General features: G+C 66.6%; 18 protein-coding genes and 1 pseudogene. 6 read left to right on the top strand and 13 right to left on the bottom strand.

Translation table 11 applies throughout. The features are described from left to right. Window positions 1-29 precede the first annotated feature (29 nt). The 4 genes from infC to ACAH41_RS19355 all read right to left on the bottom strand — a co-directional run bounded on the left by infC (window position 30) and on the right by ACAH41_RS19355 (window position 6,252). Window positions 30-557: a translation initiation factor IF-3 gene (gene infC / locus ACAH41_RS19370; RefSeq protein ID WP_325651705.1), complete on the bottom strand. Its 528-nt coding sequence runs from the start codon at window positions 555-557 to the stop codon at window positions 30-32. Window positions 558-662: 105 nt separating this feature from the next. Further along, a complete protein-coding gene (thrS, locus tag ACAH41_RS19365) occupies window positions 663-2,582 on the bottom strand; it encodes a threonine--tRNA ligase (RefSeq protein ID WP_325651706.1) in 1,920 nt (639 codons plus the stop codon). A gap of 257 nt (window positions 2,583-2,839) precedes the next feature. Beyond that, window positions 2,840-3,913: a patatin-like phospholipase family protein gene (locus ACAH41_RS19360; protein WP_325651919.1), complete on the bottom strand. Its 1,074-nt coding sequence runs from the start codon at window positions 3,911-3,913 to the stop codon at window positions 2,840-2,842. An 8-nt stretch (window positions 3,914-3,921) separates the two neighbouring features. Beyond that, on the bottom strand, window positions 3,922-6,252 hold the full coding sequence (locus tag ACAH41_RS19355; protein WP_325651707.1) for a Tex family protein: 2,331 nt from the start codon (window positions 6,250-6,252) through the stop codon (window positions 3,922-3,924). Between the two features lie 242 nt (window positions 6,253-6,494). Here ACAH41_RS19355 and ACAH41_RS19350 point away from each other — a divergent pair, with 242 nt between their 5' ends. The 6 genes from ACAH41_RS19350 (at window position 6,495) to ACAH41_RS19325 (ending at window position 13,382) form a co-directional block, all read left to right on the top strand. Then, complete coding sequence (locus ACAH41_RS19350; protein WP_370538423.1) at window positions 6,495-7,868, top strand: GH1 family beta-glucosidase; 1,374 nt, start codon at window positions 6,495-6,497, stop codon at window positions 7,866-7,868. 87 nt (window positions 7,869-7,955) lie between these two features. Beyond that, complete coding sequence (locus ACAH41_RS19345; RefSeq protein WP_370538422.1) at window positions 7,956-9,188, top strand: ABC transporter substrate-binding protein; 1,233 nt, start codon at window positions 7,956-7,958, stop codon at window positions 9,186-9,188. A gap of 30 nt (window positions 9,189-9,218) precedes the next feature. Beyond that, window positions 9,219-10,136, top strand: coding sequence for a sugar ABC transporter permease (locus tag ACAH41_RS19340; RefSeq protein WP_325651709.1), 918 nt, complete (start codon window positions 9,219-9,221; stop codon window positions 10,134-10,136). Between the two features lie 80 nt (window positions 10,137-10,216). Further along, entirely contained in the window at window positions 10,217-11,065 is an 849-nt protein-coding gene (locus tag ACAH41_RS19335) for a carbohydrate ABC transporter permease (protein ID WP_370538433.1), read from the top strand. A gap of 96 nt (window positions 11,066-11,161) precedes the next feature. Then, window positions 11,162-12,247, top strand: coding sequence for an ABC transporter ATP-binding protein (locus tag ACAH41_RS19330; RefSeq protein ID WP_325651712.1), 1,086 nt, complete (start codon window positions 11,162-11,164; stop codon window positions 12,245-12,247). Window positions 12,248-12,272: 25 nt separating this feature from the next. Then, window positions 12,273-13,382, top strand: coding sequence for a LacI family DNA-binding transcriptional regulator (locus tag ACAH41_RS19325; protein ID WP_325651714.1), 1,110 nt, complete (start codon window positions 12,273-12,275; stop codon window positions 13,380-13,382). 88 nt (window positions 13,383-13,470) lie between these two features. Here the strand turns inward: ACAH41_RS19325 and ACAH41_RS19320 are convergent, their stop codons facing one another. The 9 genes and pseudogenes from ACAH41_RS19320 to ACAH41_RS19280 form a co-directional block, all read right to left on the bottom strand. Further along, entirely contained in the window at window positions 13,471-14,376 is a 906-nt protein-coding gene (locus ACAH41_RS19320) for an SDR family oxidoreductase (protein WP_325651716.1), read from the bottom strand. A 39-nt stretch (window positions 14,377-14,415) separates the two neighbouring features. Further along, window positions 14,416-14,922, bottom strand: a complete 507-nt coding sequence (locus ACAH41_RS19315) for a GNAT family N-acetyltransferase (RefSeq protein WP_325651718.1) — start codon at window positions 14,920-14,922, stop codon at window positions 14,416-14,418. Beyond that, the gene (locus tag ACAH41_RS19310) at window positions 14,922-15,941 is read right to left on the bottom strand and encodes an NADP-dependent oxidoreductase (RefSeq protein WP_325651720.1); all 1,020 of its coding nucleotides are present in this window, start codon (window positions 15,939-15,941) and stop codon (window positions 14,922-14,924) included. The genes ACAH41_RS19315 and ACAH41_RS19310 overlap by 1 nt, the downstream gene beginning before the upstream one ends. A gap of 30 nt (window positions 15,942-15,971) precedes the next feature. Beyond that, complete coding sequence (locus tag ACAH41_RS19305; protein ID WP_325651722.1) at window positions 15,972-16,433, bottom strand: PaaI family thioesterase; 462 nt, start codon at window positions 16,431-16,433, stop codon at window positions 15,972-15,974. Between the two features lie 54 nt (window positions 16,434-16,487). Beyond that, complete coding sequence (locus ACAH41_RS19300) at window positions 16,488-17,279, bottom strand: SDR family oxidoreductase (RefSeq protein ID WP_325651724.1); 792 nt, start codon at window positions 17,277-17,279, stop codon at window positions 16,488-16,490. A gap of 28 nt (window positions 17,280-17,307) precedes the next feature. Then, window positions 17,308-19,140 (bottom strand): acyl-CoA dehydrogenase, encoded by a 1,833-nt coding sequence (locus ACAH41_RS19295; RefSeq protein ID WP_325651726.1) that lies wholly within the window; start codon window positions 19,138-19,140, stop codon window positions 17,308-17,310. 93 nt (window positions 19,141-19,233) lie between these two features. Further along, window positions 19,234-20,409, bottom strand: coding sequence for an acetyl-CoA C-acyltransferase (locus tag ACAH41_RS19290; protein WP_325651728.1), 1,176 nt, complete (start codon window positions 20,407-20,409; stop codon window positions 19,234-19,236). 133 nt (window positions 20,410-20,542) lie between these two features. Further along, a pseudogene (locus ACAH41_RS19285) lies at window positions 20,543-21,267 on the bottom strand (3-hydroxyacyl-CoA dehydrogenase family protein); the annotation flags it as partial. 7 nt (window positions 21,268-21,274) lie between these two features. Beyond that, window positions 21,275-21,445 carry an acyl-CoA dehydrogenase C-terminal domain-containing protein gene (locus ACAH41_RS19280; protein ID WP_370538432.1) on the bottom strand — a complete coding sequence of 57 codons (171 nt, stop codon included), beginning with the start codon at window positions 21,443-21,445 and terminating at the stop codon, window positions 21,275-21,277. Between the last annotated feature and the right edge of the window lies 1 nt (window position 21,446).

Here is a 21,446-nt window from a genome sequence, read left to right as displayed (position 1 = left end):
CCGCGGCGTGAATCTCTAAATCAGAACGATCAGGACTTCTTCTTCGGAGCCAGCACCATGATCATCTGCCGGCCTTCGAGCTTGGGCATGTGCTCGACCAGCGCCACGTCAGACAACTCATCGCGAATGCGCTCCAGCAGCCGCATGCCGATGTCCTGGTGGGTGATCTCGCGTCCGCGGAAGCGCAGCGTGACCTTGCCCTTGTCGCCGTCTTCCGAAATGAAGCGGCGCAGGTTGCGCATCTTGATGTTGTAGTCGCCTTCGTCCGTGCCCGGACGGAACTTGACTTCCTTGACCTCGATGACCTTCTGCTTGGACTTGGCTTCAGCGGCGCGCTTCTGCTCCTGGTACTTGAACTTGCCGTAGTCCATCAGCCGGCAAACGGGCGGATCGGCGGTGGCGGCAATTTCGACCAGATCCACGTCGGCTTCGGCTGACATGCGCAAGGCGTCCTGAATGCTGACGATGCCCAAAGGCTCGTTTTCGACGCCGTTCAGGCGCACATTCAAGGCAGTGATCTCACGGTTCAGTCGATGCTTGCGCTCGACGTTAGGCATCCGACGGTCGGCAAAGGTAGCGATGGTGCAAACCCCTCAAACAGGCGCCCAGGCAAGAGAGGGGCCCAAAAAAATAAAATCGGCGCGCGGCACCAAAGCGACTGCTCAGGCCTTGGCTGCGATGTCACCTGCGAGCTTCAACTGGAAGTCTGCGAGGGCCATCACACCCAGGTCCTGCTGGCCTCGGGCGCGCACCGCGACGGCCCCGCTTGCCTTTTCCTTGTCACCTACGACCAGGATAAACGGGACCTTTTGCAACGAATGCTCGCGTATTTTATACGTGATTTTCTCGTTGCGCAAATCCGCGCTCACCCTAACTCCTTGTTTTTGCAAGGCTTTCACCACTTCGTGCACATAGTCGGCCTGTGCGTCGGTGATGGAGGCGACCACGACCTGCGTCGGCGCCAGCCACACCGGCAGCGCGCCAGCGTGCTGCTCGATCAGGATGCCGATGAAACGCTCCAGGCTGCCGACGATGGCGCGGTGCAGCATCATGGGCCGATGCCGCGCCCCGTCCTCACCGACAAAGTCGGCGTCCAGGCGCTCTGGCATGTTCGGGTCGATCTGGATCGTGCCGCACTGCCAGGGCCGGCCCAGCGCGTCCTTCAGCGTGTATTCGATCTTCGGACCGTAGAACGCGCCCTCGCCTGGCAGGTACTCGAAATCGCAGTTCGCCGCACGCAACCCGTTGGCCAGCGCTGCCTCGGCGCGGTCCCAGCTTTCCTCTGTCCCAATGCGCTTTTCCGGCCGCGTCGACAGCTTGTAGATGATGTCGCTGAAGCCGAAGTCCCTGTAGACCTTTTGCAGCAAGGTCGTGAAGGCCACCACCTCCGACTCGATCTGGTCTTCTGTGCAGAAGATGTGGCCGTCGTCCTGCGTGAAGCCGCGCACGCGCATGATGCCGTGCAGGCCGCCGGTCGGCTCATTGCGATGGCACTGGCCGAACTCGCCGTAGCGCAGCGGCAGGTCGCGGTAGCTTTTGATGCCTTGCTTGAAGATCAGGATGTGGCCGGGGCAGTTCATCGGCTTGAGCGCGTAGTCGCGCTTTTCCGATTCCGTGACGAACATGTTCTCGCGGTACTTGTCCCAGTGGCCCGTCTTCTCCCACAGGCCCTGGTCGAGGATCTGCGGGCCCTTGACCTCCAGGTAGCCGTTCTCGCGGTAGACGCGGCGCATGTATTGCTCCACCTCCTGCCAGACCGTCCAGCCCTTGGGGTGCCAGAAGACCGTGCCGGGCGAATGCTCGTCGATGTGGAACAGGTCCAGGTCCTTGCCGAGCCGGCGGTGGTCGCGCTTCTCGGCCTCCTCCAGCATCGTCAGGTACTGCTGCAGCGCTTCCTTGCTGGCCCAGGCCGTGCCATAGATGCGTTGCAGCATCTCGTTGCGGTGGTCGCCACGCCAGTAGGCGCCAGCCACCTTCATCAGCTTGAAGAACTTCAGCTTGCCGGTGCTGGGCACGTGCGGGCCGCGGCACAGGTCCTCGAAGGCGCCTTCGCGGTACAGCGAAACGTCCTGGCCTTCCGGGATGCTGGCAATGATCTCGGCCTTGTAGTTCTCGCCCAGGCCCTTGAAGTACTCGACTGCCTCGTCGCGCGGCAGCACGCGGCGCTGCACCTTCTCGTCCTTCTTGGCCAGCTCGCCCATCTTGGCTTCGATGGCCACCAGGTCGTCCGGCGTGAACGGGCGCTTGTAGGAGAAGTCGTAGAAAAAGCCGTTTTCGATCACCGGGCCGATCGTGACCTGGGCCTCGGGGAAAAGCTCTTTCACCGCATAGGCCAGCAGGTGCGCCGTCGAGTGGCGGATCATGTCCAGGCCGTCGGCATCCTTGTCGGTGACGATGGCCAGCGGCGTGTCGACCTCGATCAGGTAGCTGGTGTCCACCAGCTTGCTGGCCTCGCCAGTGCCCACACGGCCACCCAGCGCGGCCTTGGCCAGGCCGGTGCCGATGGAGGCGGCCACTTCGGCCACCGTCAGCGGGGCGGGATATTCGCGTTTCGCGCCATCAGGCAGCGTGATCGTGATCATCAGGAGACTCCAGGGGCGGGGCGCATTTCAGGGCCCCAGAAAAACAAAAGCGCGGCATCAAGGCCGCGCTATTGGGTGCAGGAACAAAAACAGTGACGTGTATTTACCTGCCGCGGCCGACTAAATCCTCAGTGACGAAGGTCGTAGTTCGCGGTGTCATAACCCGTGCTGCCTTTCCCGTTCTTGCATCTGGATGGAGTTGGGATTCTAGCGGCAGCTTTTCAAGCGGTGCATGACAAATGCGCCATCGCGCGGCCTCACGACAAGGCTTCAGCGTCAATGCCGCTTGGCTGGGACACCGCGGCGGCGAACTCGTCCGCCAGTCGCTGGCTCTCGGCCACGGCCCGCCGCCAGGCCTTGATGCGACCTTGCAGGTCGTCCCCGAACGACTTGAAGTCATTGCGGTCCGGCAGCTTGGCATTGGGCAAGGTGGCGATCCACTCGGCGCGAGGCGCGAGCAACACCAGGTTGTCCAGTGCAGCGCTGGGCCTGTGGCGATGCACCAGCGCCTTGTCCAGCCAGCCCGGCACCACGCTGGGTTGAAAGTGCGGGTACAGCACCAGGCCGTCCTGCATCTGGGCATAGCGCAGGTGCAGGTGATAGTCGGTGATGCCGCCGTCCCAATAGGCGCCACGCGGGCCGCCGGGAATGTCGTGCACCGCCTGCAGCCAGAAAGGAATGGAGCAGCTGGCGAGGATGGCCGGCGCCAGGTTCGCGGCGTCCAGCGTCACCTGGCGACTGCGGTAGTCGTCCAGCGGCATCGGCAGCGGGTCGCGCGCGTCCGAGAACACCACGCGCTCCAGCCAGTGGCCCAGTGCCTTGCGCGCCACCAGGTTGGTGAAAAACGCGCCGCCGTAGCCCAGCGGCGTGCGCAGCCGCCCTTCCCGGCCCAGCACATGCCGGCCGCGGCTGGTGAACACATGCAGGCGGTAGCGCGCGTGCTGCAGCACCTCCGCCTCGCGTCCGCCGAAGTGATGACCCAGCTGCTCGCCAAAGATCTGGCTGACCACCCTTGCGCTCGGCGCCTTGCCTGGCGCATGCGGATAGTCCTGCGCGATGTAGTCTTCCGCCAGCCGTGCCAGCGCCGCTTTCGAATCGCTCATGCACGCAGAGGCCATGCGCCAGGCGCCGATGGAAGCGCCCAGCAGGTGCACCGTCTGCGAGGACTGCGGCAACCAGTCGCCGAACAGGAACTGGTCCAGCGGATTGAGCGCCAGGCCTTTCGGCCCACCGGCCGCAGCAGGGATGACGCGCACATCCGCCGGCGACAGCCCACGTTCGCGCAAGTGCTGCCGCGCCCGTGGACCGGCGAGGATGCGCAGTGCCCGCACCGGCTGGCTCAACGCTTGAGCTTGGCGAACGCAGCCGCCATCGCGCTGGGCGTCTCAGCCTGCCGCTGGCCGCCACCCTGCGGCCGCTCGCCTCGGGCGGCCGGGCGGTAATTGTTGTCACCGCGGGCGGCCTGGGCCTTCGCGCCGGTGGGCGCGTCCAGCTTCATCGTCAGCGAAATGCGCTGGCGGGACAGGTCGACCTCCAGCACCTTGACCTTGACGATGTCGCCGGTCTTCACGACCTCTCGCGCATCGGTCACAAACTTGTTCGACAGCTGGCTGACGTGGATCAGGCCGTCCTGGTGCACGCCCAGGTCCACAAACGCGCCGAACTGGGCGACGTTGCTGACAGTGCCCTCCAGTGTCATGCCGGGCTGCAGGTCCTTGATGTCTTCGACGCCGTCGTTGAAGCGTGCCACCTTGAAGTCCGGGCGCGGATCGCGGCCGGGCTTTTCCAGCTCGGCCAGGATGTCCTTGACCGTGATGGCACCGAACTTCTCGTCGGCAAAGGCTTCGGGCTTCAGCGTGCGGATCACGTCGCTCTTGCCCATCAGCTCGCCCGCCGGGCGGCCCAGCTTCTCGGCCATGCGCCGCACCAGCGGGTAGGTTTCGGGGTGCACGCCGGAGAAGTCCAGCGGATTGTCGCCACCACGGATGCGCAGGAAACCGGCCGCCAGTTCGAAGGTCTTGGCCCCCAGTCCGGCCACTTCCATCAGCTGCTGGCGGTTGCGGAATGCGCCATTGGCGTCGCGCCAGCGCACGATGCTTGCTGCGACTGCATTCGACAAGCCTGAGACCTGCGCCAGCAGCGGCGCCGAGGCGGTGTTCAGGTCCACGCCGACCGAGTTCACGCAGTCCTCGATCACCGTGTCCAGCGTGCGTGCCAGCTCGCTCTGGTTCACGTCGTGCTGGTACTGGCCTACGCCAATGCTCTTTGGATCGATCTTCACCAGCTCCGCCAGCGGGTCCTGCAGGCGGCGGGCGATGGAGACCGCGCCGCGCAGGCTCACGTCCAGATCAGGCAACTCCTTCGACGCGAACTCGGAGGCCGAATACACCGAAGCACCGGCTTCGCTGACGACCACCTTCTCGATCAGCGTGCCCGGGGCCAGTTGCTGGATGCGCTTGATCAGGTCACCCGCCAGCTTGTCCGTCTCGCGGCTCGCGGTGCCGTTGCCGATCGCGATCAGGTTCACGCCATGCGTGGCGCACAGCCGGCCCAGCGTGTGGATGGAACCTTCCCAGTCCTTGCGCGGCTCGTGCGGGTAGACGGTGTGGGTGTCCAGCACCTTGCCGGTGTCGCTCACCACGGCCACCTTCACGCCGGTGCGGATGCCCGGGTCCAGGCCCATCACCACGCGCTTGCCGGCCGGCGCCGCCAGCAGCAGGTCGCGCAAGTTCTCGGCGAAGACCTTGATCGCGACCTTCTCGGCGTCTTCACGGAGGCGCGCAAACAAATCGCGCTCCAGGCTCATCGAGAGCTTGACCTTCCAGGTCCAGGCAATCGTCTTGCGAATCAGCTCGTCGCCCGTGCGCTTGGCATGGCGCCAGCCCAGGTGGCCTGCAATGCGGCCTTCGGCCAGCGTCGGTTGCCCGGGGATGACCTCTTCGTCCAGCACCAGCTTCGCGTCCAGGATTTCCTGGGTGCGGCCGCGGAACACGGCCAGCGCGCGGTGGCTGGGCACGGTGCGGATCGGCTCGTCGTACTCGAAGTAGTCGCGGAACTTGGCGTGGTCCGCGTTGTTCGGGTCCTTGCCGTCGACCAGCTTGGAGCGCAGCAGGCCTTCTGCCCACAGCCACTCGCGCAGCTTGCCGACCAGCGCGGCATCTTCGGCCCAGCGCTCGCTGAGCAGGTCGCGCACGCCATCCACCACGGCAAACGCATCGGCAAAGCCGGCGTCGGCGTTCAGGAAGGCCGCAGCCTCGGTGATCGGGTCCAGGGTCGGGTCGGCAAACAGCTTGTCCGCCAGCGGCTCCAGCCCGGCTTCGCGGGCGATCATGCCCTTGGTGCGGCGCTTCTGCTTGTACGGCAGGTACAGGTCTTCCAGTTCCTGCTTGGTCGGCGCCGCCTCGATGGCGGCCTGCAGCTGCGGCGTCAGCTTGCCCTGCTCGGCAATGCTTTTCAGCACCGCCTCGCGCCGGTCTTCCAGCTCGCGCAGGTAGCCCAGCCGGGCTTCCAGCTCGCGGAGCTGGATGTCGTCCAGCCCGTCGGTGGCTTCCTTGCGGTAGCGGGCAATGAAGGGAACCGTGGCGCCGCCGTCCAGCAAGGAGACGGCCGCCTGGACTTGCGCTGGCCGAGCTTTCAGCTCGGCCGCAATTTGCAACAGGATCTTTTCCAAAACTCGTGTCTTCAATGACCGGGAGAGCGCTGCAGTTTGCCAGAAGCCAAGCGCCAGGGACGCTTTGGGCATGCCAGCCGACGCGAGGCGCGGGACAGCGCAACCCCGGGTTCTCCCTGATGACGGCCATGGCCAACGTTGGTGCAATGCGAGCCATTGGAACCGGTTCCATAGCCGATCCACCCAACGCACCCACAACCGGACCGCTCATGGCTCCGCAAGCTCCCACCAAGGAACGTCTCATGTCCAGCCCATCGCCTTCGACCCTGCCGCCGCTCGCCCCGCCGCCGCAGTCGCCCATGGCGCTGCCCGGCTTCACCTGGGGCGTGGCGACCGCTTCGTTCCAGATCGAAGGTGCCACGCATGCGGACGGCCGCCTGGCCTCGATCTGGGACACCTTCTGCGACACGCCCGGCAAGGTGCTGAACGGCGACACCGGCGCGAATGCCTGTGACCACTACAACCGTTGGGAAGCCGACGTGGACATGATCGCGGCGCTGGGCGTGGACGCCTATCGCCTCTCGCTGGCCTGGCCGCGGGTCATGGACGAAAAGGGCCGGCCGAACCAGAAGGGCATCGACTTCTACAAGCACCTGCTGGACCGCCTCGAAGCCAAGGGCCTGCAGCGCTTCGTCACGCTCTACCACTGGGACCTGCCGCAGCACCTGGAAGACCGCGGCGGCTGGCTGAACCGCGAGACCGCCTACCGCTTCGCCGAATACGCCGACCTGATGAGCCGCGAGCTGCAGGGCCGCGTGACCTCCTGGGCCTCGCTGAACGAACCCTGGTGCTCCGCCTACCTGGGCTACGGCAACGGCCACCACGCCCCCGGCCGCAGCAGCGTGCGCTATGCCCGCCAGGCCATGCACCACCTGCTGCTGGGCCACGGCTTGGCGCTGCAGGCGCTGGAGGCCAACGACCCCGCCGCGCAGCGCGGCATCGTGGCCAACTTCGGCCGCGGCACGCCCGAGACCAGCAGCCCGGCCGACGTGCGCGCTGCCCAGTTGTTCGAGCTGCAGCACAACGACTGGATCCTCGGCCCGCTGCTCAAGGGCGCCTACCCGGCCGACCTGGACAGCCTGTGGCCGGACAGCGCGCCACTGGTGCTGGAAGGCGACATGGCCACCATCGCGCAGCCATTGGACTTCCTCGGCGCCAACTACTACTTCCGCACCCAGCTGAAGAGCGACGGCGGGCACGGCTACATCGAGACCGAGGTGCCCAACGTCGAGCGCACGCAGATGGGCTGGGAGGTCTACCCGCAAGGCCTGGAAGACCTGTTGCGCGACTTCAAGTCCCGCTACCCCAACCTGCCGCCCGTCTTCATCACCGAAAACGGCATGGCCTCGGACGACAAGGTCGAAGCCGCCCAGGTTCACGACGCGCAGCGCATCAGCTTCCTGAACCGGCATTTCGCCGCAGTGGCGCGGGCCATCGAAGCCGGCGTGGACGTGCGCGGCTATTTCGTCTGGTCGCTGATGGACAACTTCGAATGGGCCTTCGGCTACGAGCGCCGTTTCGGCCTGGTGCATGTGGACTACCAGACCCAGCAGCGCACGCTGAAAGACAGCGCGCTGGCCTTCCAGTCCTTCCTCGCCGCCCGCAGGCAAGGCTGAGCACCCGGCCCCTTTCTCGCTTTCCCCAACAGGCCGCCAAGCGGCCCCTCCCCCGGTCATTTCAAAGACAGATACTGGAGACAAGCCATGGCCCAAATGAAGTTCAAGACCCTCGCTGCTGCCGCCTTCGTCGCGCTGGCCGCCAACGCCGCCCACGCCCAGAAGGCCGAGGTGATCCACTGGTGGACATCAGGTGGTGAATCCGCCGCGGTGAAGACCCTGGCCGATGCCTACAACCAGGCCGGCGGCACCTGGGTCGACGCGGCCGTGGCCGGTGCCGACAACGCCCGCGCCGCCGCCATCAACCGCATCGCCGGCGGCAACCCGCCGACCGCCGCCCAGTTCAACACCTCCAAGCAGTACCACGACGTGATCGACGAGGGCCTGCTGAACGACATCGACCCGGTGGCGGCGAAGGAAGGCTGGGACAAGATCCTGCCCAAGCCCATCATCGACAGCATCAAGATCAAGGGCCACTACTACGCGGTCCCGGTGAACATCCACAACCCGACCTGGTTCTGGTACTCCAAGTCCGCACTGGCCAAGGCCGGCGTGGCTGCCGAGCCCAAGACGGTGGATGAATTCTTCGCCGCGCTGGACAAGCTCAAGGCTGCCGGTCTGGTGCCGCTGGCCCTGGGTGGCCAGAGCTGGCAGGAATGGATCACCTTCTACAGCTTCGTGCTGCACGTGGGCGGCCGGGACGCTTACCTGAAGTTCTTCCGCGACCATGACGTGGCCAGCGTCAACTCCGAGCCCTTCCGCAAGGCCATGACGGCGCTGAAGAAGCTGCACGGCTATGTGGACGCCGGCTCGCCAGGCCGCAACTGGAACGACGCCACCGCGATGGTCATCAGCGGCAAGGCCGGCTTCCAGATCATGGGCGACTGGGCCAAGGGCGAGTTCGGCGCCGCAGGCCAGACAGCAGGCAAGGAATTCGGCTGCTTCGCCGGCTTCGGGCCCAGCGCACCCTACATGGTGGCGGGCGACGTCTTCGTCTTCCCGAAGACGACCAACAAGGCGCAAATCGACGCCCAGCACAAGCTGGCCACCGTCTTCACCTCGCCGGCCACGCAGGTGGCGTTCAACAACAAGAAGGGTTCGATCCCGATCCGCACCGACGTCGACACCGGCAAGATGGATGTCTGCGCCCAGGCTGGCGTGGCGGCGATGAAGGACGCGTCGCGGCAGATTGCCAATCCCGACATGCTGATGACGCCCGACATGGTGGGCGCGGTGCAGGACGTGATCACCAAGTTCTGGAACAGCAACCAGTCGGTTGACGACGTCGTGAAGGCGCTGCAAGGCGCCATCAAGGGCTGAGCGCCGCCAGGCGCTGAAACAGGAACCGCCATGGCCACTTCTTCTTCCGGACACAGGCCGGGCCGGGCACGGCCATGGCGGGCCTTGACAGCGCAGATTGCGCTGCTGCCAATGGCGCTGACCGCGCTGGGCGTCTACATCGGCACCGTGTTGTGGTCGATGCGCATCTCGGTCAGCAGCTCGCGCATCTTCCCGCGGGACGACTTTGTCGGCCTGTCGCAATACCAGCGCCTGTTCGAAACCGAGCGCTGGCATGTCTCGGTGCAGAACCTCGCCGTCTTCGGTGTGCTGTTCATCGCGGCCTGCCTGGTGCTGGGCCTGCTGCTGGCGGTGCTGCTGGACCAGCATGTGCGAGGCGAAGGTGTGCTGCGCACCGTCTTCCTGTACCCCTATGCGATGTCCTTCGTCGCCACCGGCCTGGTCTGGCAGTGGATGCTGAACCCCGAGCTGGGCATCCAGTCCACCGTGCGGGCGCTGGGCTTTCCGGACTTCAAGTTCGACTGGATCGTGCAGCAGGACCAGGTCATCTACACCATCGTCATCGCCGCCGTCTGGCAAGCCTCGGGCGTGGTGATGGCAGTGCTGCTGGCGGGGCTGCGCGGCGTGGATGAATCGCTGTGGCATGCCGCGCGGGTCGACGGCGTGCCGCGCTGGCGCTACTACCTCAGCATCGTGCTGCCGCAACTGGGCCCCGCCATTGGCACCTCGTTCGTGCTGCTGGCCGTCGGCGTGGTCAAGGTCTTCGACGTGGTCGTGGCCATGACCCAGGGCGGCCCCGGCAATGCCAGCGAAGTGCCGGCCAAGTTCATCATGGACAACCTGTTCGGCCGCGCCAACGTGGGCCTGGCTTCCGCTGCCTCCACCGTGATGCTGCTGACCGTGCTGGCCCTGCTCACGCCCTGGTGGTATGCCCGCGCGGTGCAGGCCAAGAAGGCGCGTCACGCATGAACACCGCCACCACCCCCATGCCCACCGTCGCCCCACCGGCCAAGCCTGGGTCGCGCCATGCAACGCGGCCCAAGCGCAGCATGTTCAGCCCGGCGCGCATCGGCCTGTACGCCTTGCTGATCAGCGCCGCGGCATTCTTCCTGGTGCCGCTGTACGTGATGATCTCGACCTCGCTCAAGCCGATGGTCGAGATCCGGCTGGGCAACCTGTTTGCACTGCCCACGCATGCCACCGCCGCCGCCTGGGTCGACGCCTGGTCCAGCGCCTGCACCGGGCTGGACTGCAACGGCATCCAGGTCGGCTTCTGGAACTCGGTGAAGATCGTGCTGCCCAGCACCGTGCTGTCGATCTTCTTCGGCGCGCTGAACGGCTACGCGCTGTCCTTCTGGCGCGTGCGCTGGGCCGGCGTGCTCTTTGGCGTGCTGATGTTCGGCGCGTTTGTGCCTTACCAGGTCACGCTGTACCCGCTGGTGCGCATTTTCTCGGCCGCCGGCATGTTCGGCACCCTGCCCTGCATCGTGTTGGTCCACACCATCTTCGGCATGCCGGTGATGACGCTGCTGTTCCGCAACTACTACGCCAGCGTGCCTGGCGAGCTGTTCAAGGCCGCGCGCATCGACGGTGGTGGCTTCTGGCGCATCTTCTTCCAGCTGATGCTGCCGATGTCGCTGCCCATCATCGCGGTGGCCGTCATCATGCAGCTGACCAACATCTGGAACGACTTCCTGCTGGGCCTGGTGTTTGCCGGCCGCGAGAACTTGCCGATGACGGTGCAGCTGAACAACGTGATCAACACCACCACCGGAGAGCGCCTCTACAACGTCAACATGGCCGCCACGCTGCTGACCTCGCTGGTCCCGCTGGTGGTCTACCTGGTCTCCGGCCGCTGGTTCGTGCGCGGCATCGCCGCTGGCGCCGTGAAAGGTTGACCCCCAGCTCACTTCGTTCACAGCCCCCCGAGGGGGCGCGGGCCAGCCTTGGGGCGGCCCGGCGGCAGTCCCGCATCGGCTAAAGGATTTCCGAACATGTCATCCGTCACCATCGAAGACCTCGACATCCGCCTCTCGGGCGTCGACATCATCCGCCAGCTGAACCTCGAGGTCGGCACCGGGGAATTCCTGGTGCTGCTCGGCCCTTCGGGCTGTGGCAAGTCCACGCTGCTGCACAGCATTGCCGGCCTGATCGACGTGCACGACGGCCGCATGGCCATCGGCGGGCGCGACGTGACCTGGGCCGACCCGAAGGATCGCGGCATCGGCATGGTGTTCCAGTCCTATGCGCTGTACCCGACGATGTCGGTCGAGAAGAACCTGTCCTTCGCGCCCCGCATTGCCGGCGTGCCCAAGGCCGAGATCGCCAAGCGCGTGAAGCGCGCGGCCAGCATGCTGCAGCTCACCGAGCTGCTGCACCGCAAGCCGGCCCAGCTTTCCGGCGGCCAGCGCCAGCGGGTGGCCATTGGCCGCGCGCTGGTCCGTGAGGCCTCCGTGTTTCTCTTCGACGAACCGCTGTCCAACCTGGATGCCAAGCTGCGCGGTGAGCTGCGTCGCGAGCTGAAGCAACTGCACCAGGAACTGGGTGCGACGATGATCTACGTGACCCACGACCAGGTCGAGGCCATGACGCTGGCCAGCCGCATCGCGGTGATGAAGTCCGGCGTGATCCAGCAGATCGACACGCCGGCCGCCGTCTACGCCAAGCCGGCCAACATGTTCGTCGCAGGCTTCCTCGGCGCCCCAAGCATGAACTTCGTGAGCGGCCAGCTGCAACGCAATGGTGACGCGCTGCGCTTCGTCTCACCCACGCTGCAGCTCGACGTGACGGCCTATCCCTTTGCCCAGCCGCCCGAGGCCGGCCAGCCCGTGGTGCTGGGCGTGCGCCCGCAGCATGTGACGCTGACATCGTCGGAGGCCGCCGGCACCGCAGGGCGGGCCCAGGTCTCGATGGTCGAGCCGATGGGCTCCCACCAGATCATCTGGCTGGACGCGCAAGGCCTGTCGCTGGCGGCCGACCTGCAGGCCGAGATGACGCAGGTCGTGGACGGCCACGTGGGCTTCTCGCTGGATTCCGCGCACGTGTCGCTGTTCGATCCGCAAACACAGGTTCGACTGTGAGCGTTTCCAGGACAATCCTGCCCTGATGACCCGCACCCCCACCATCGCTGACGTCGCCCGCCTCGCGGGCGTGGGCAAAGGCACGGCCTCGCGCGCCATCTCGGGCAACGGCGCGGTCGCGCCCGAGACGCTGCAGCGTGTGCGCGAGGCAGTGGCCGCGCTGAACTTCCGGCCTTCGAACGCCGCGCGCGCCTTGTCCACCAAGCGTACCGGCATGGTGGGCATCTACGTGCACGATTTCGCTGGCGACTTCTTCGGCCCCATCCTGCAGGCAGTGGACGGCGAGTTGCGCGGCGCGAACCGGCACATGGTGGCGGCCAACGGCTGCGGCCTGGGTGGCATGGGCGGTGCCGATGACGCAGATTCCCGCCAGCGTGCACTGGACGGCATCCGCTTCCTGATCGAGCGCGAGTGCGACGGCGTGCTGGTGGTCAGCAACGCCCTCAGCTCCGAAGACCTGGACATGCTGTGGCGCGAAAAAGCGCCGCTGGTGGTCCTGAACCAGACCAGCTCGTCCAGGCCGGAGCATTGTTTTTCGACCGACCACGAACTCGCCGGCCGGCTGGCTGCGCATGCGCTGCTGCAGCAGGGCCACCGCGAACTGGCCTGCATCAGCGGCCTGCAGACCGCGCCAGACAACGCGTTGCGCATGGCCGGCTTCCATGCCGAGCTGGCGCAGCATGGCGTCGTCATCCCGGCCTCGCGCCAGCGCGAAGGCCAGTTCAGCTTCGACGGCGGGCATGCCGCCGCACAAGCGCTGCTGGCACAGGGGTTGGAATTCAGTGCCCTCTTCTGCGCGAACGACACCATGGCCATGGCCGCGATTGCCTGCTTGAGCAAACATGGCCTGAAGGTGCCGGACCAGCTCTCGGTGCTGGGCTTCGACGACAGCGTGCTGGCCCGCTACACCACGCCCGCACTGAGCACCGTGCGCGTGCCCAGCGTGGACATGGCCGCCAACGGCTGCCGCTTCCTGCTGAACCTTTGCTACGGCCTCTCGCTGCCGGTGCAACGCGAGTTCCCGCCCGAGGTGGTGTGGCGCGACTCGGTGAGGCCGGGGCCGCATGCCAACGAGTCCACGCCGGCCGTGCAGGTCAAGGTGGCCCGCAAGCGCAGCCCGACCCTCAAGGCCTGAGCCGGCTGCGCAGCCTGAACGGCAGGGGAAAGGCTTCGACAGGCTCAGCCCGAACGGGATGGTGGCTCAGTCCGAACGGGATGGTGGCTCAGCCGCGGAGTTGCGCGCGCAGGTTCGCGGCCACCTCCGGCCGCTCCTTGAACGGGTCGGTCGGGTTGCGCAGCTGCAGGATGTCTTCCATGCGCATCTGCACGCCGCCCAGTGCGTGCGGGTGGCTGAAGATGTAGAACTGGCGCTTGCGCATCGCCTCGAACACCCATTCCGCGACCTGCGCAGCCGTGAGCTTGCCGCTGGTCACCGCCTTGTCGGACATGGCCTGGGCGATCAGCTGGCTCCTGGTGGGCTTGTGGTCGCCATCGTTGAAGTCTGCCGGCCGGTTGCGCTCGCTTTGGTGGATGCCGGTGGGCACGAAGTAGGGGCACAGCACGCTGGCGCCGATCTGGTCGGTCACCAAAGCCAGGTCCTGGTAGAGCGTTTCGCTCATCGCCACCACCGCATGCTTGGTCACGTTGTAGACGCCCATGTTGGGCGCGTTCAGCATGCCGGCCATCGAGGCGGTGTTGACGATGTGGCCTTCATAGGACGGGTCTGCCTTCGCAGCTTCCAACATCATTGGCGTGAAGACGCGCACGCCGTGGGCCACGCCCATCAGGTTCACGCCCACCACCCATTCCCAGTCCTTCAGCGTGTGCTCCCAGATCAGGCCGCCCGCGCCAACGCCTGCGTTGTTGAACACGAAGTGCGGCGCGCCGAATGTCTCCAGCGTGGCCGCGCCCATGGCTTCCACGCGCTCGGCCTTGGCAACGTCCAGCTGGAACGGCAGCACCTCGGCACCCAGGCCGCGGACCTCGGCCACGGCCTTGTCCAGCGCGTCCTGCTGCACGTCGGCCATCACGATGCGCATGCCCTCCCGGGCCGCAATGCGCGAAGCCTCCAGCCCGAAGCCGGAGCCCGCACCAGTGATGACGGCGGTGCGCCCTTGGAATGTCTTCATGCCTGTCTCCTTATCTTGCGTTGCACCTTGTGTGGCCACTCAAGCGCGGCCCGTCAGAACCGCCGGGGGCCGCCACATTTCGTGATGGGGAATGTTGTCTTCGAGGTAGGGCTCGCCCACCAGCGTGTAGCCGAACTCGCCGTACAGCTTCGCCAGGTGCGCCTGCGCGCTGATGCGGTTGCCCAGGCCGGGCCACACTTCATCGGCGCGGCGCAAGGCCTCGCCGACCAGCAGCCGGCCCACGCCCTGCCCGCGCAGCCGCGGGTCGTTGACCACACGGCCCATCGAAGGCTCGGCGTACTTCACGCCCGGGTCCACCATGCGCAGGTAGGCCGCCAGCTGGCCGGCCGGCAGCTCGCCAAACGGCTGCGCCAGGTGGCCCAGCAGGTGCCAGCTGTGCGGGTCCACACCATCCACGTCCAGGTAGGGGCAGTTCTGTTCCAGCACGAAGACTTCGGCCCGCAGCCGCAGCGCGTCGTACAGGTCATGGAGCGACAGCGCGTCGAAGCGAGTCCACTGCCAGCGCAGTGCCAGCGCCCCGCCCATCAGACCAGCTTCACCAGCTGCTTGCCGAAGTTCTTGCCCTTCAGCAGCCCGAGGAAGGCCTCCGGGGCGGCGGCAATGCCCTGGGCCACGGTCTCGCGGTACTTCAGTTGGCCGGTGGCCACCATGGCGCCCAGCTCCTTCAGCGCCTCAGGCCAGTCACCCATGTGCTCACTGACGATGAAGCCTTCCAGCTTCATGCGGTTGACCAGGATCAACGACGGGTTGGTCATCGGGATCGGGTCGCCGTTGTAGCCGGAAATCATGCCGCAGAAGGCAATGCGGCTGAAGGCATTGCAGCGCAGCATCACCGCGTCCAGGATCATGCCGCCGACATTCTCGAAGTAGCCGTCGATGCCGTCCGGGCAGGCTTCCTTCAGCGCCCGGGACAGCGACTTCAGGTCCGGGTGGGCCTTGTAGTCGATGCAGGCGTCAAAGCCCAGCTCGCTGACGACCTGGCCGCACTTGTCCGGCCCACCGGCAAGGCCGACCACGCGGCAGCCACGCGCCTTGGCCAGCTGGCCCACAGCGCCACCCACGGCACCGCTGGCCGCACTGACCACCACCGTCTCGCCGGCCTTGGGGTTGATGATCTTCACCAGGCCGTACCAGCCGGTCACGCCCGGCATGCCGACCGCGCCCAGGTAGGCGGACAGGGGGATGTGCGTCGTGTCGACCTTCTGCAGCACGCCGCGCTGGTTGGCGTCCACGCGCAGGTACTCCTGCCAGCCGCCCATGCCGACCACCTTGTCGCCGGCCTTGAAATGGCTGTTGCGCGACTCGACGACCTCGCCCACGGTGCCGCCGATCATCACCTCGCCCAGCGGCTGCGGCTGCGCGTAGCTCTTGCCGTCGTTCATGCGGCCGCGCATGTACGGGTCCAGGCTCAGGTAGTGGTTGCGCACCAGCACCTCGCCGTCGGCCAGCGCCGAGACTGGCGTCTCGACCAGCTTGAAGTTGGCGACGCTGGGCTCGCCGGTGGGGCGGTTGTCGAGCAGGATCTGGCGGTTGACGAGCGACATGGTGATGGTCCTTGTGGATGTGGGGGGCGCTCAGGCGTCGCCCGATGAGGGCGTGCCGCGCTGAGCGGGGTTGACACGATGCGGGTTGACCGGCATCGCGCGGAGAAACTTGAAGGTGGCGGTGGCGTGGGCGCACAGGTCGCCGGCGCTGTTGAGGATGCGGCCCTCGCAGAAGGCCATCGTCACGGTGCGTTGCAAGACATGGCCGATGGCCCGCAGTTCACCTTCGGCGGGTCGAAGGAAGCTGGTCTTCAGCTCGATGGTGGCCACGCCGGGGCCTTCCATCTGGCCGCTGCGCGCGGCCAGCGCCATCGAAATGTCCAGCATGGTCATCAAGAGGCCGCCGTGGGCCACGTCCCAGCCGTTCAGGTGCGGCGGCTGCAGCCAGACCCGTACCTCGGCAGTGTCTTCGGTGCAGCCGTAGAACTGCAGGCCCAGGTGGTGGGCGAACGGGATGGGGATCGGGAAGGCTTGGGGCGTGGCGTTGGACATGCAATCCTCAGGAAGCTAAACCGCCGACAAACCGAGCCGGCGGCACAGCCCTGATCATCCCGCATGGATGGCACTGACGCCGCCGTCCACCGCCAGGATCTGGCCGGTGATGTGCTTGCCCGCAGCCGAGGCGAACAGCAGCGCCGCGCCTTTGAGGTCGTCGTCGTCGCCAATGCGGCGCAGCGGCGCCTTGGCGGCCATCTTGTCTTCGCCCAGCGCGGCCAGCAGGCCCTTGGTCATCTTGCTGGGGAAAAAGCCCGGCGCAATCGCATTGACGGTGATGCCGTATTCGCCCCACTCGCCTGCCAGCGCGCGGGTGAAGTTCACCACCGCGCCCTTGCTGGTGTTGTAGGCCACGGTCTTCATCTCGCTCGGGTTGCCGCCCAGGCCGGCGATGCTGGCCACGTTGATGATGCGGCCGTGGCGGCGCGGGATCATGCTGGCCTGCGCCACCAGCTGGCTGAAGACGAACAGGCTGCGGATGTTCAGGTTCATCACCTTGTCCCAGGCCTCCAGCGGATGGTCCTCGGCCGGTGCGCCCCAGGTGGCGCCGGCGTTGTTGACGAGGATGTCGATCTGGCCCAGGCGCTGCATGGCTTCGGCCACGACACGCTTGGCGTCTTCGGGCTGGCTGGCATCGGCCGCGATCCAGCTGGCGTCAATGCCCTTGGCCTTCAGGATGGCCGCGGCCTCTTCCAGGTCACCAGCCTTGCGCGAGCTCAGCACGATCTTCGCGCCGGCCTCGCCCAGGCTCTCGGCAATCTGCAGGCCCAGGCCGCGCGAGCCGCCGGTGACCAGGGCCGTCCGGCCAGTGAGGTCCATCAACTTGGCAATCGGGGTGCTCATGTCTGCGTCTCCTTGTGTGTGCGTGTGATCAGAACCAGGCGTCTTGCATTTCGCGGCAGACCGCTTCGCGTTGGCTGACAACGGCCAGCCAGGCGCCGATCTTGGGCAGTTCGTAGACGTGGAAGTAGCGCATCGCGGCCAGCAGGCCGGCGTTGCGCGCGGCGGCCTGCTCGCTCGCCGGCGCAGCCTGTTTGGCGGCCAGGCCCAGTTCCAGCCAGATCCACGCCAGCACCACATGGCCAAAGGCCTGCAGGTAAGGCGTGGCGTTGGCCAGCGCCTCTTCGGGCACGCCAGTAGCCCAGGCGGACTTGGTGGCGGCACCCAGTTGCTGCAGCGCCGCCGCCAGGCCGTTGGCCGGCTCGGCCAGGCCTTCCACGTGGCCGGCGCGCTGGATGGCCTCGCCCACACGCGTGGCCAGCAGCTTCAGGCCGGCGCCGCCCTGCATCACCACCTTGCGGCCCAGCAGGTCCAGCGCCTGGATGCCGTGCGTGCCCTCGTGGATCATGTTCAGGCGGTTGTCGCGCCAGTACTGCTCGACCGGGAAGTCCCGCGTATAGCCGTAACCGCCGTGGACCTGGATGGCCAGGCTGTTGGCCTCCAGGCACCACTCGCTGGGCCAGCTCTTGGCAATCGGCGTCAGCACCTCCAGCAGCAGCGCGGCTTCGGCGACTGCCTCCGGCGTGCCGGTGTGCGACTCGTCCACCAGCCGCGCGCAGTACAGCTCCAGCGCCAATGCGCCTTCGCAATACGCCTTCTGCGCCAGCAGCATGCGCTTCACATCGGCGTGTTCGATGATGGGCACCTGCGGCTGGGTCGCGTCTTTTCCGCCCTCTGCCATCGGCCGGCCCTGTGGCCGTTGCCGCGCATAAGCCAGCGAAGCTTCATAGCCCGCCATGCCCAGCATGGTCGCCGCGATTCCTACGCCAATGCGGGCCTCATTCATCATGTGGAACATGCAGCGCAGGCCTTCGCCGGCCCGGCCGACCAGGTAGCCGATGGCCCCTGCGCCGCCGCGCACCGGGAACCTGCCCTCGCCGAAGTTCAGCAAGGTGTTGGTGGTGCCGCGCCAGCCGCACTTGTGGTTCAGGCCGGCCAGCGCCACGTCGTTGCGCTCGCCCGTCAGCTGGCCCTTCGTGTCCACCAGCTTCTTCGGCACGATGAACAGCGAGATGCCGCGCGTGCCGGGCACAGTCTTGCCGTCCGGCCCGGGAATCTTGGCCAGCACCAGGTGGATGATGTTTTCGTTCAGCTCATGCTCGCCGGCCGAAATCCACATCTTGTTGCCAGTGAGCCGATAACGGGCGCCGAAGGGATCGGCCTCGAAGTCGTCGCCATCGGGCACGGCCTTGGTCGCCACGTCCGACAGGCTGGAGCCGGCCTGCGGCTCGGACAGGCACATCGTGCCGGACCAGCGGCCGCTGAACTCGTTGAGCGCAAACACCGTCTTCTGCAGTTCGGTGCCGTGCTTCATCAACAGGTTGGCATTGCCGGTGGTCAGCATGCCGGTGCCAATGCTCACCGAGGCCTTGGCGAAAAACGCATTCGCCGCGGCTTCAACGGTGTACGGCAGCTGCATGCCGCCGTGTTCGTAGTCCTGCGCAGCGCTGAGCATGCCGGAGGCCGCGTAGGCCTTCACTGCGTCGTGCGTGGCCTGCGGCAGGATCACCTTCTCGCCGTCGAACCTCGGCTCTTCTGTGTCCACCAGGCGGTTGAACGGCGCGTACTTCTCGCGCGCGATGCGCTCGCAGGTGTCCAGCACCTGGTTGAAGGTTTCGGGGCTGTGGTCGGCAAAACGCGGCCGCTCGGTCAGCGTGTCGGCATGCAGCCAGTCACGCAGCAAAAAGTCCACCAGGGCGCGCATGGCCCCTCCTTTGCAATGACGGGCGGCAGCATCGCTCCGCCCATGCGGCAGCAGCCCGCGCGCTGAGGGCGCGCGGTGCCGCTGGCCATGGCTTTACAGGACCTCGAAGATGCCGGCAGCGCCCATGCCCCCGCCGATGCACATGGTCACGCAGACCTTCTTCGCGCCGCGGCGCTTGCCTTCGATCAGCGCATGGCCGGTCAGCCGCTGGCCCGAGACGCCGTACGGGTGGCCGACCGCAATCGCGCCGCCGTTGACGTTGAGCTTGTCCATCGGAATGCCCAGCGTGTCGGCGCAGTACAGCACCTGCACCGCGAAGGCTTCGTTCAGCTCCCAGAGGTCGATGTCGGCGACCGTCAGGCCCAGGCGCTTCAGGACCTTGGGCACCGCGAAGACAGGGCCAATGCCCATCTCGTCGGGCTCGCAGCCAGCCACCGCAAAGCCGAGGAACCGGCCCAGCGGCGTCAGGCCTTTTTGCTGCGCGTACTTGTCGCTGACCAGCACGCAGGCGCCGCCGCCGTCGCTGAACTGGCTGGCATTGCCGGCGGAGATCACGCCACCCGGCAGCGCGGTGCGGATGCCGCGCACCGCTTCCAGCGTGGTGCCCGGGCGCAAGCCTTCGTCGGCGCTGCAGGTCACCTCCTTGCTGCGCAGGCCCAGGGCCTTGTCGACCACGCCGGCCGTCACGGTGATGGGTGCGATCTCGGCATTGAACAGGCCGGCTTCCTGGGCGGCGCAGGCCTTCTGCTGGCTGGCGGCGCCGTATTCGTCCATGCGCTCCTTGGAGATCTTGTAGCGCTGCGCCACGTTCTCGGCGGTCTGCAGCATGCTCCAGTAGATCTCAGGCTTGTTTTTCATCAGCCAGCTTTCCTGCAGCATGTGCTGGTTCATTTCCTGCTGCACGCAGGAGATGCTTTCCACGCCACCGGCGACATAGGCATCGCCCTCGCCGGCAATGACGCGCTGCGCGGCCATCGCGATGGTTTGCAGGCCGCTGGAGCAGAAGCGGTTCACGGTCACGCCGCTGACCGTGATGGGCAGGCCGGCGCGCAGCGCGATCTGGCGCGCGATGTTGGCGCCGGTGGCACCTTCCGGGTTCGCGCAGCCCATCAGCACGTCTTCAATGGCACCGGCTTCGATGCCGGCGCGCTCGACGGCGGCCTTGACGGCATGGCCGCCCAGCGTCGCGCCATGGGTCATGTTGAAAGCGCCCTTCCAGCTCTTGGCCAGCGGGGTGCGTGCGGTGGAAACAATGACGGCATCGGTCATGAGTTGACTCCTGAATACTGCGTAACGTGGGCGGTGCAGAAACCCATCAAGCGGACGCCGCGGAACCGGCTTTGCCGGGCCGCTGGTGTCGCCCCCTTGAGGGGGAGCGGCAAAGCCGCTCGGGGGTGGGCCATCAGCTGAAGCTCTTGCCTTCGGCGGCGAGCTTGGCCAGCAAAGGAGCCGGCTGCCAGAAGCTCGCGTCGTCGTGCGGGTTCTGCGCGAAGCGCTTCATCATCTGCACCACGTTGTAGAGGCCGACCGTGTCGGCATAGCACATCGGGCCACCGCGGTGCAGCGGGAAGCCATAGCCGGTCAGGTAGACCATGTCCACGTCCGACGCGCGCTGCGCAATGCCTTCTTCCAGCAGCCGCGCGGCTTCGTTGACCAGTGCGAACACCAGGCGGTGCACGATCTCGTCGTCGCTGATCTTGCGCGGCGTGATGCCCAGGTCCTTGCGGTAGTCGGCGATCATCTGCTCGACCAGCGGCGACGGGATCGCGTCGCGCTTGCCGGGCACGTAGTCGTACCAGCCGGCCCCGGTCTTCTGGCCGAAGCGGCCCATCTCGCACAGCAGGTCGGCCGTCTTGGAGTAACGCAGGTCCGGCTTCTCCAGGTAGCGGCGCTTGCGGATGTACCAGCCCACGTCATTGCCGGCCAAGTCGCCCATGCGGAACGGCCCCATCGCGAAGCCGAACTTCTCGGCCGCCTTGTCCACCTGCGCTGGCGTGGCGCCCTCTTCCAGCAGGAAGCCGGCCTGGCGGCTGTACTGCTCGATCATGCGATTGCCGATGAAGCCGTCGCATACGCCGGCACGACCGACGTCTTCTTGATCTTCTTGCCCAGGGCCATTGCCGTGGCGCCGCCATCAAAAGAGTTCGATCGCCGGCTCCATCACTGCGGACGACCCGGCCCGAATTTCGCCGCAGAGTGCCGCCGTTTGCGGCAGCAGCCGCTGGAAGTAGAAGCGGGCCGTGGCGATCTTCGAGGCATAGATCGGATCGGTGGAGCCAATGTTCTTGAACGCCACCTCGGCCATC

The organism is Ideonella sp. (assembly GCF_041287625.1).
Classification (GTDB): Bacteria; Pseudomonadota; Gammaproteobacteria; order Burkholderiales; family Burkholderiaceae_C; genus Ideonella.
This window is presented reverse-complemented; position numbering and strand designations above follow the sequence as displayed.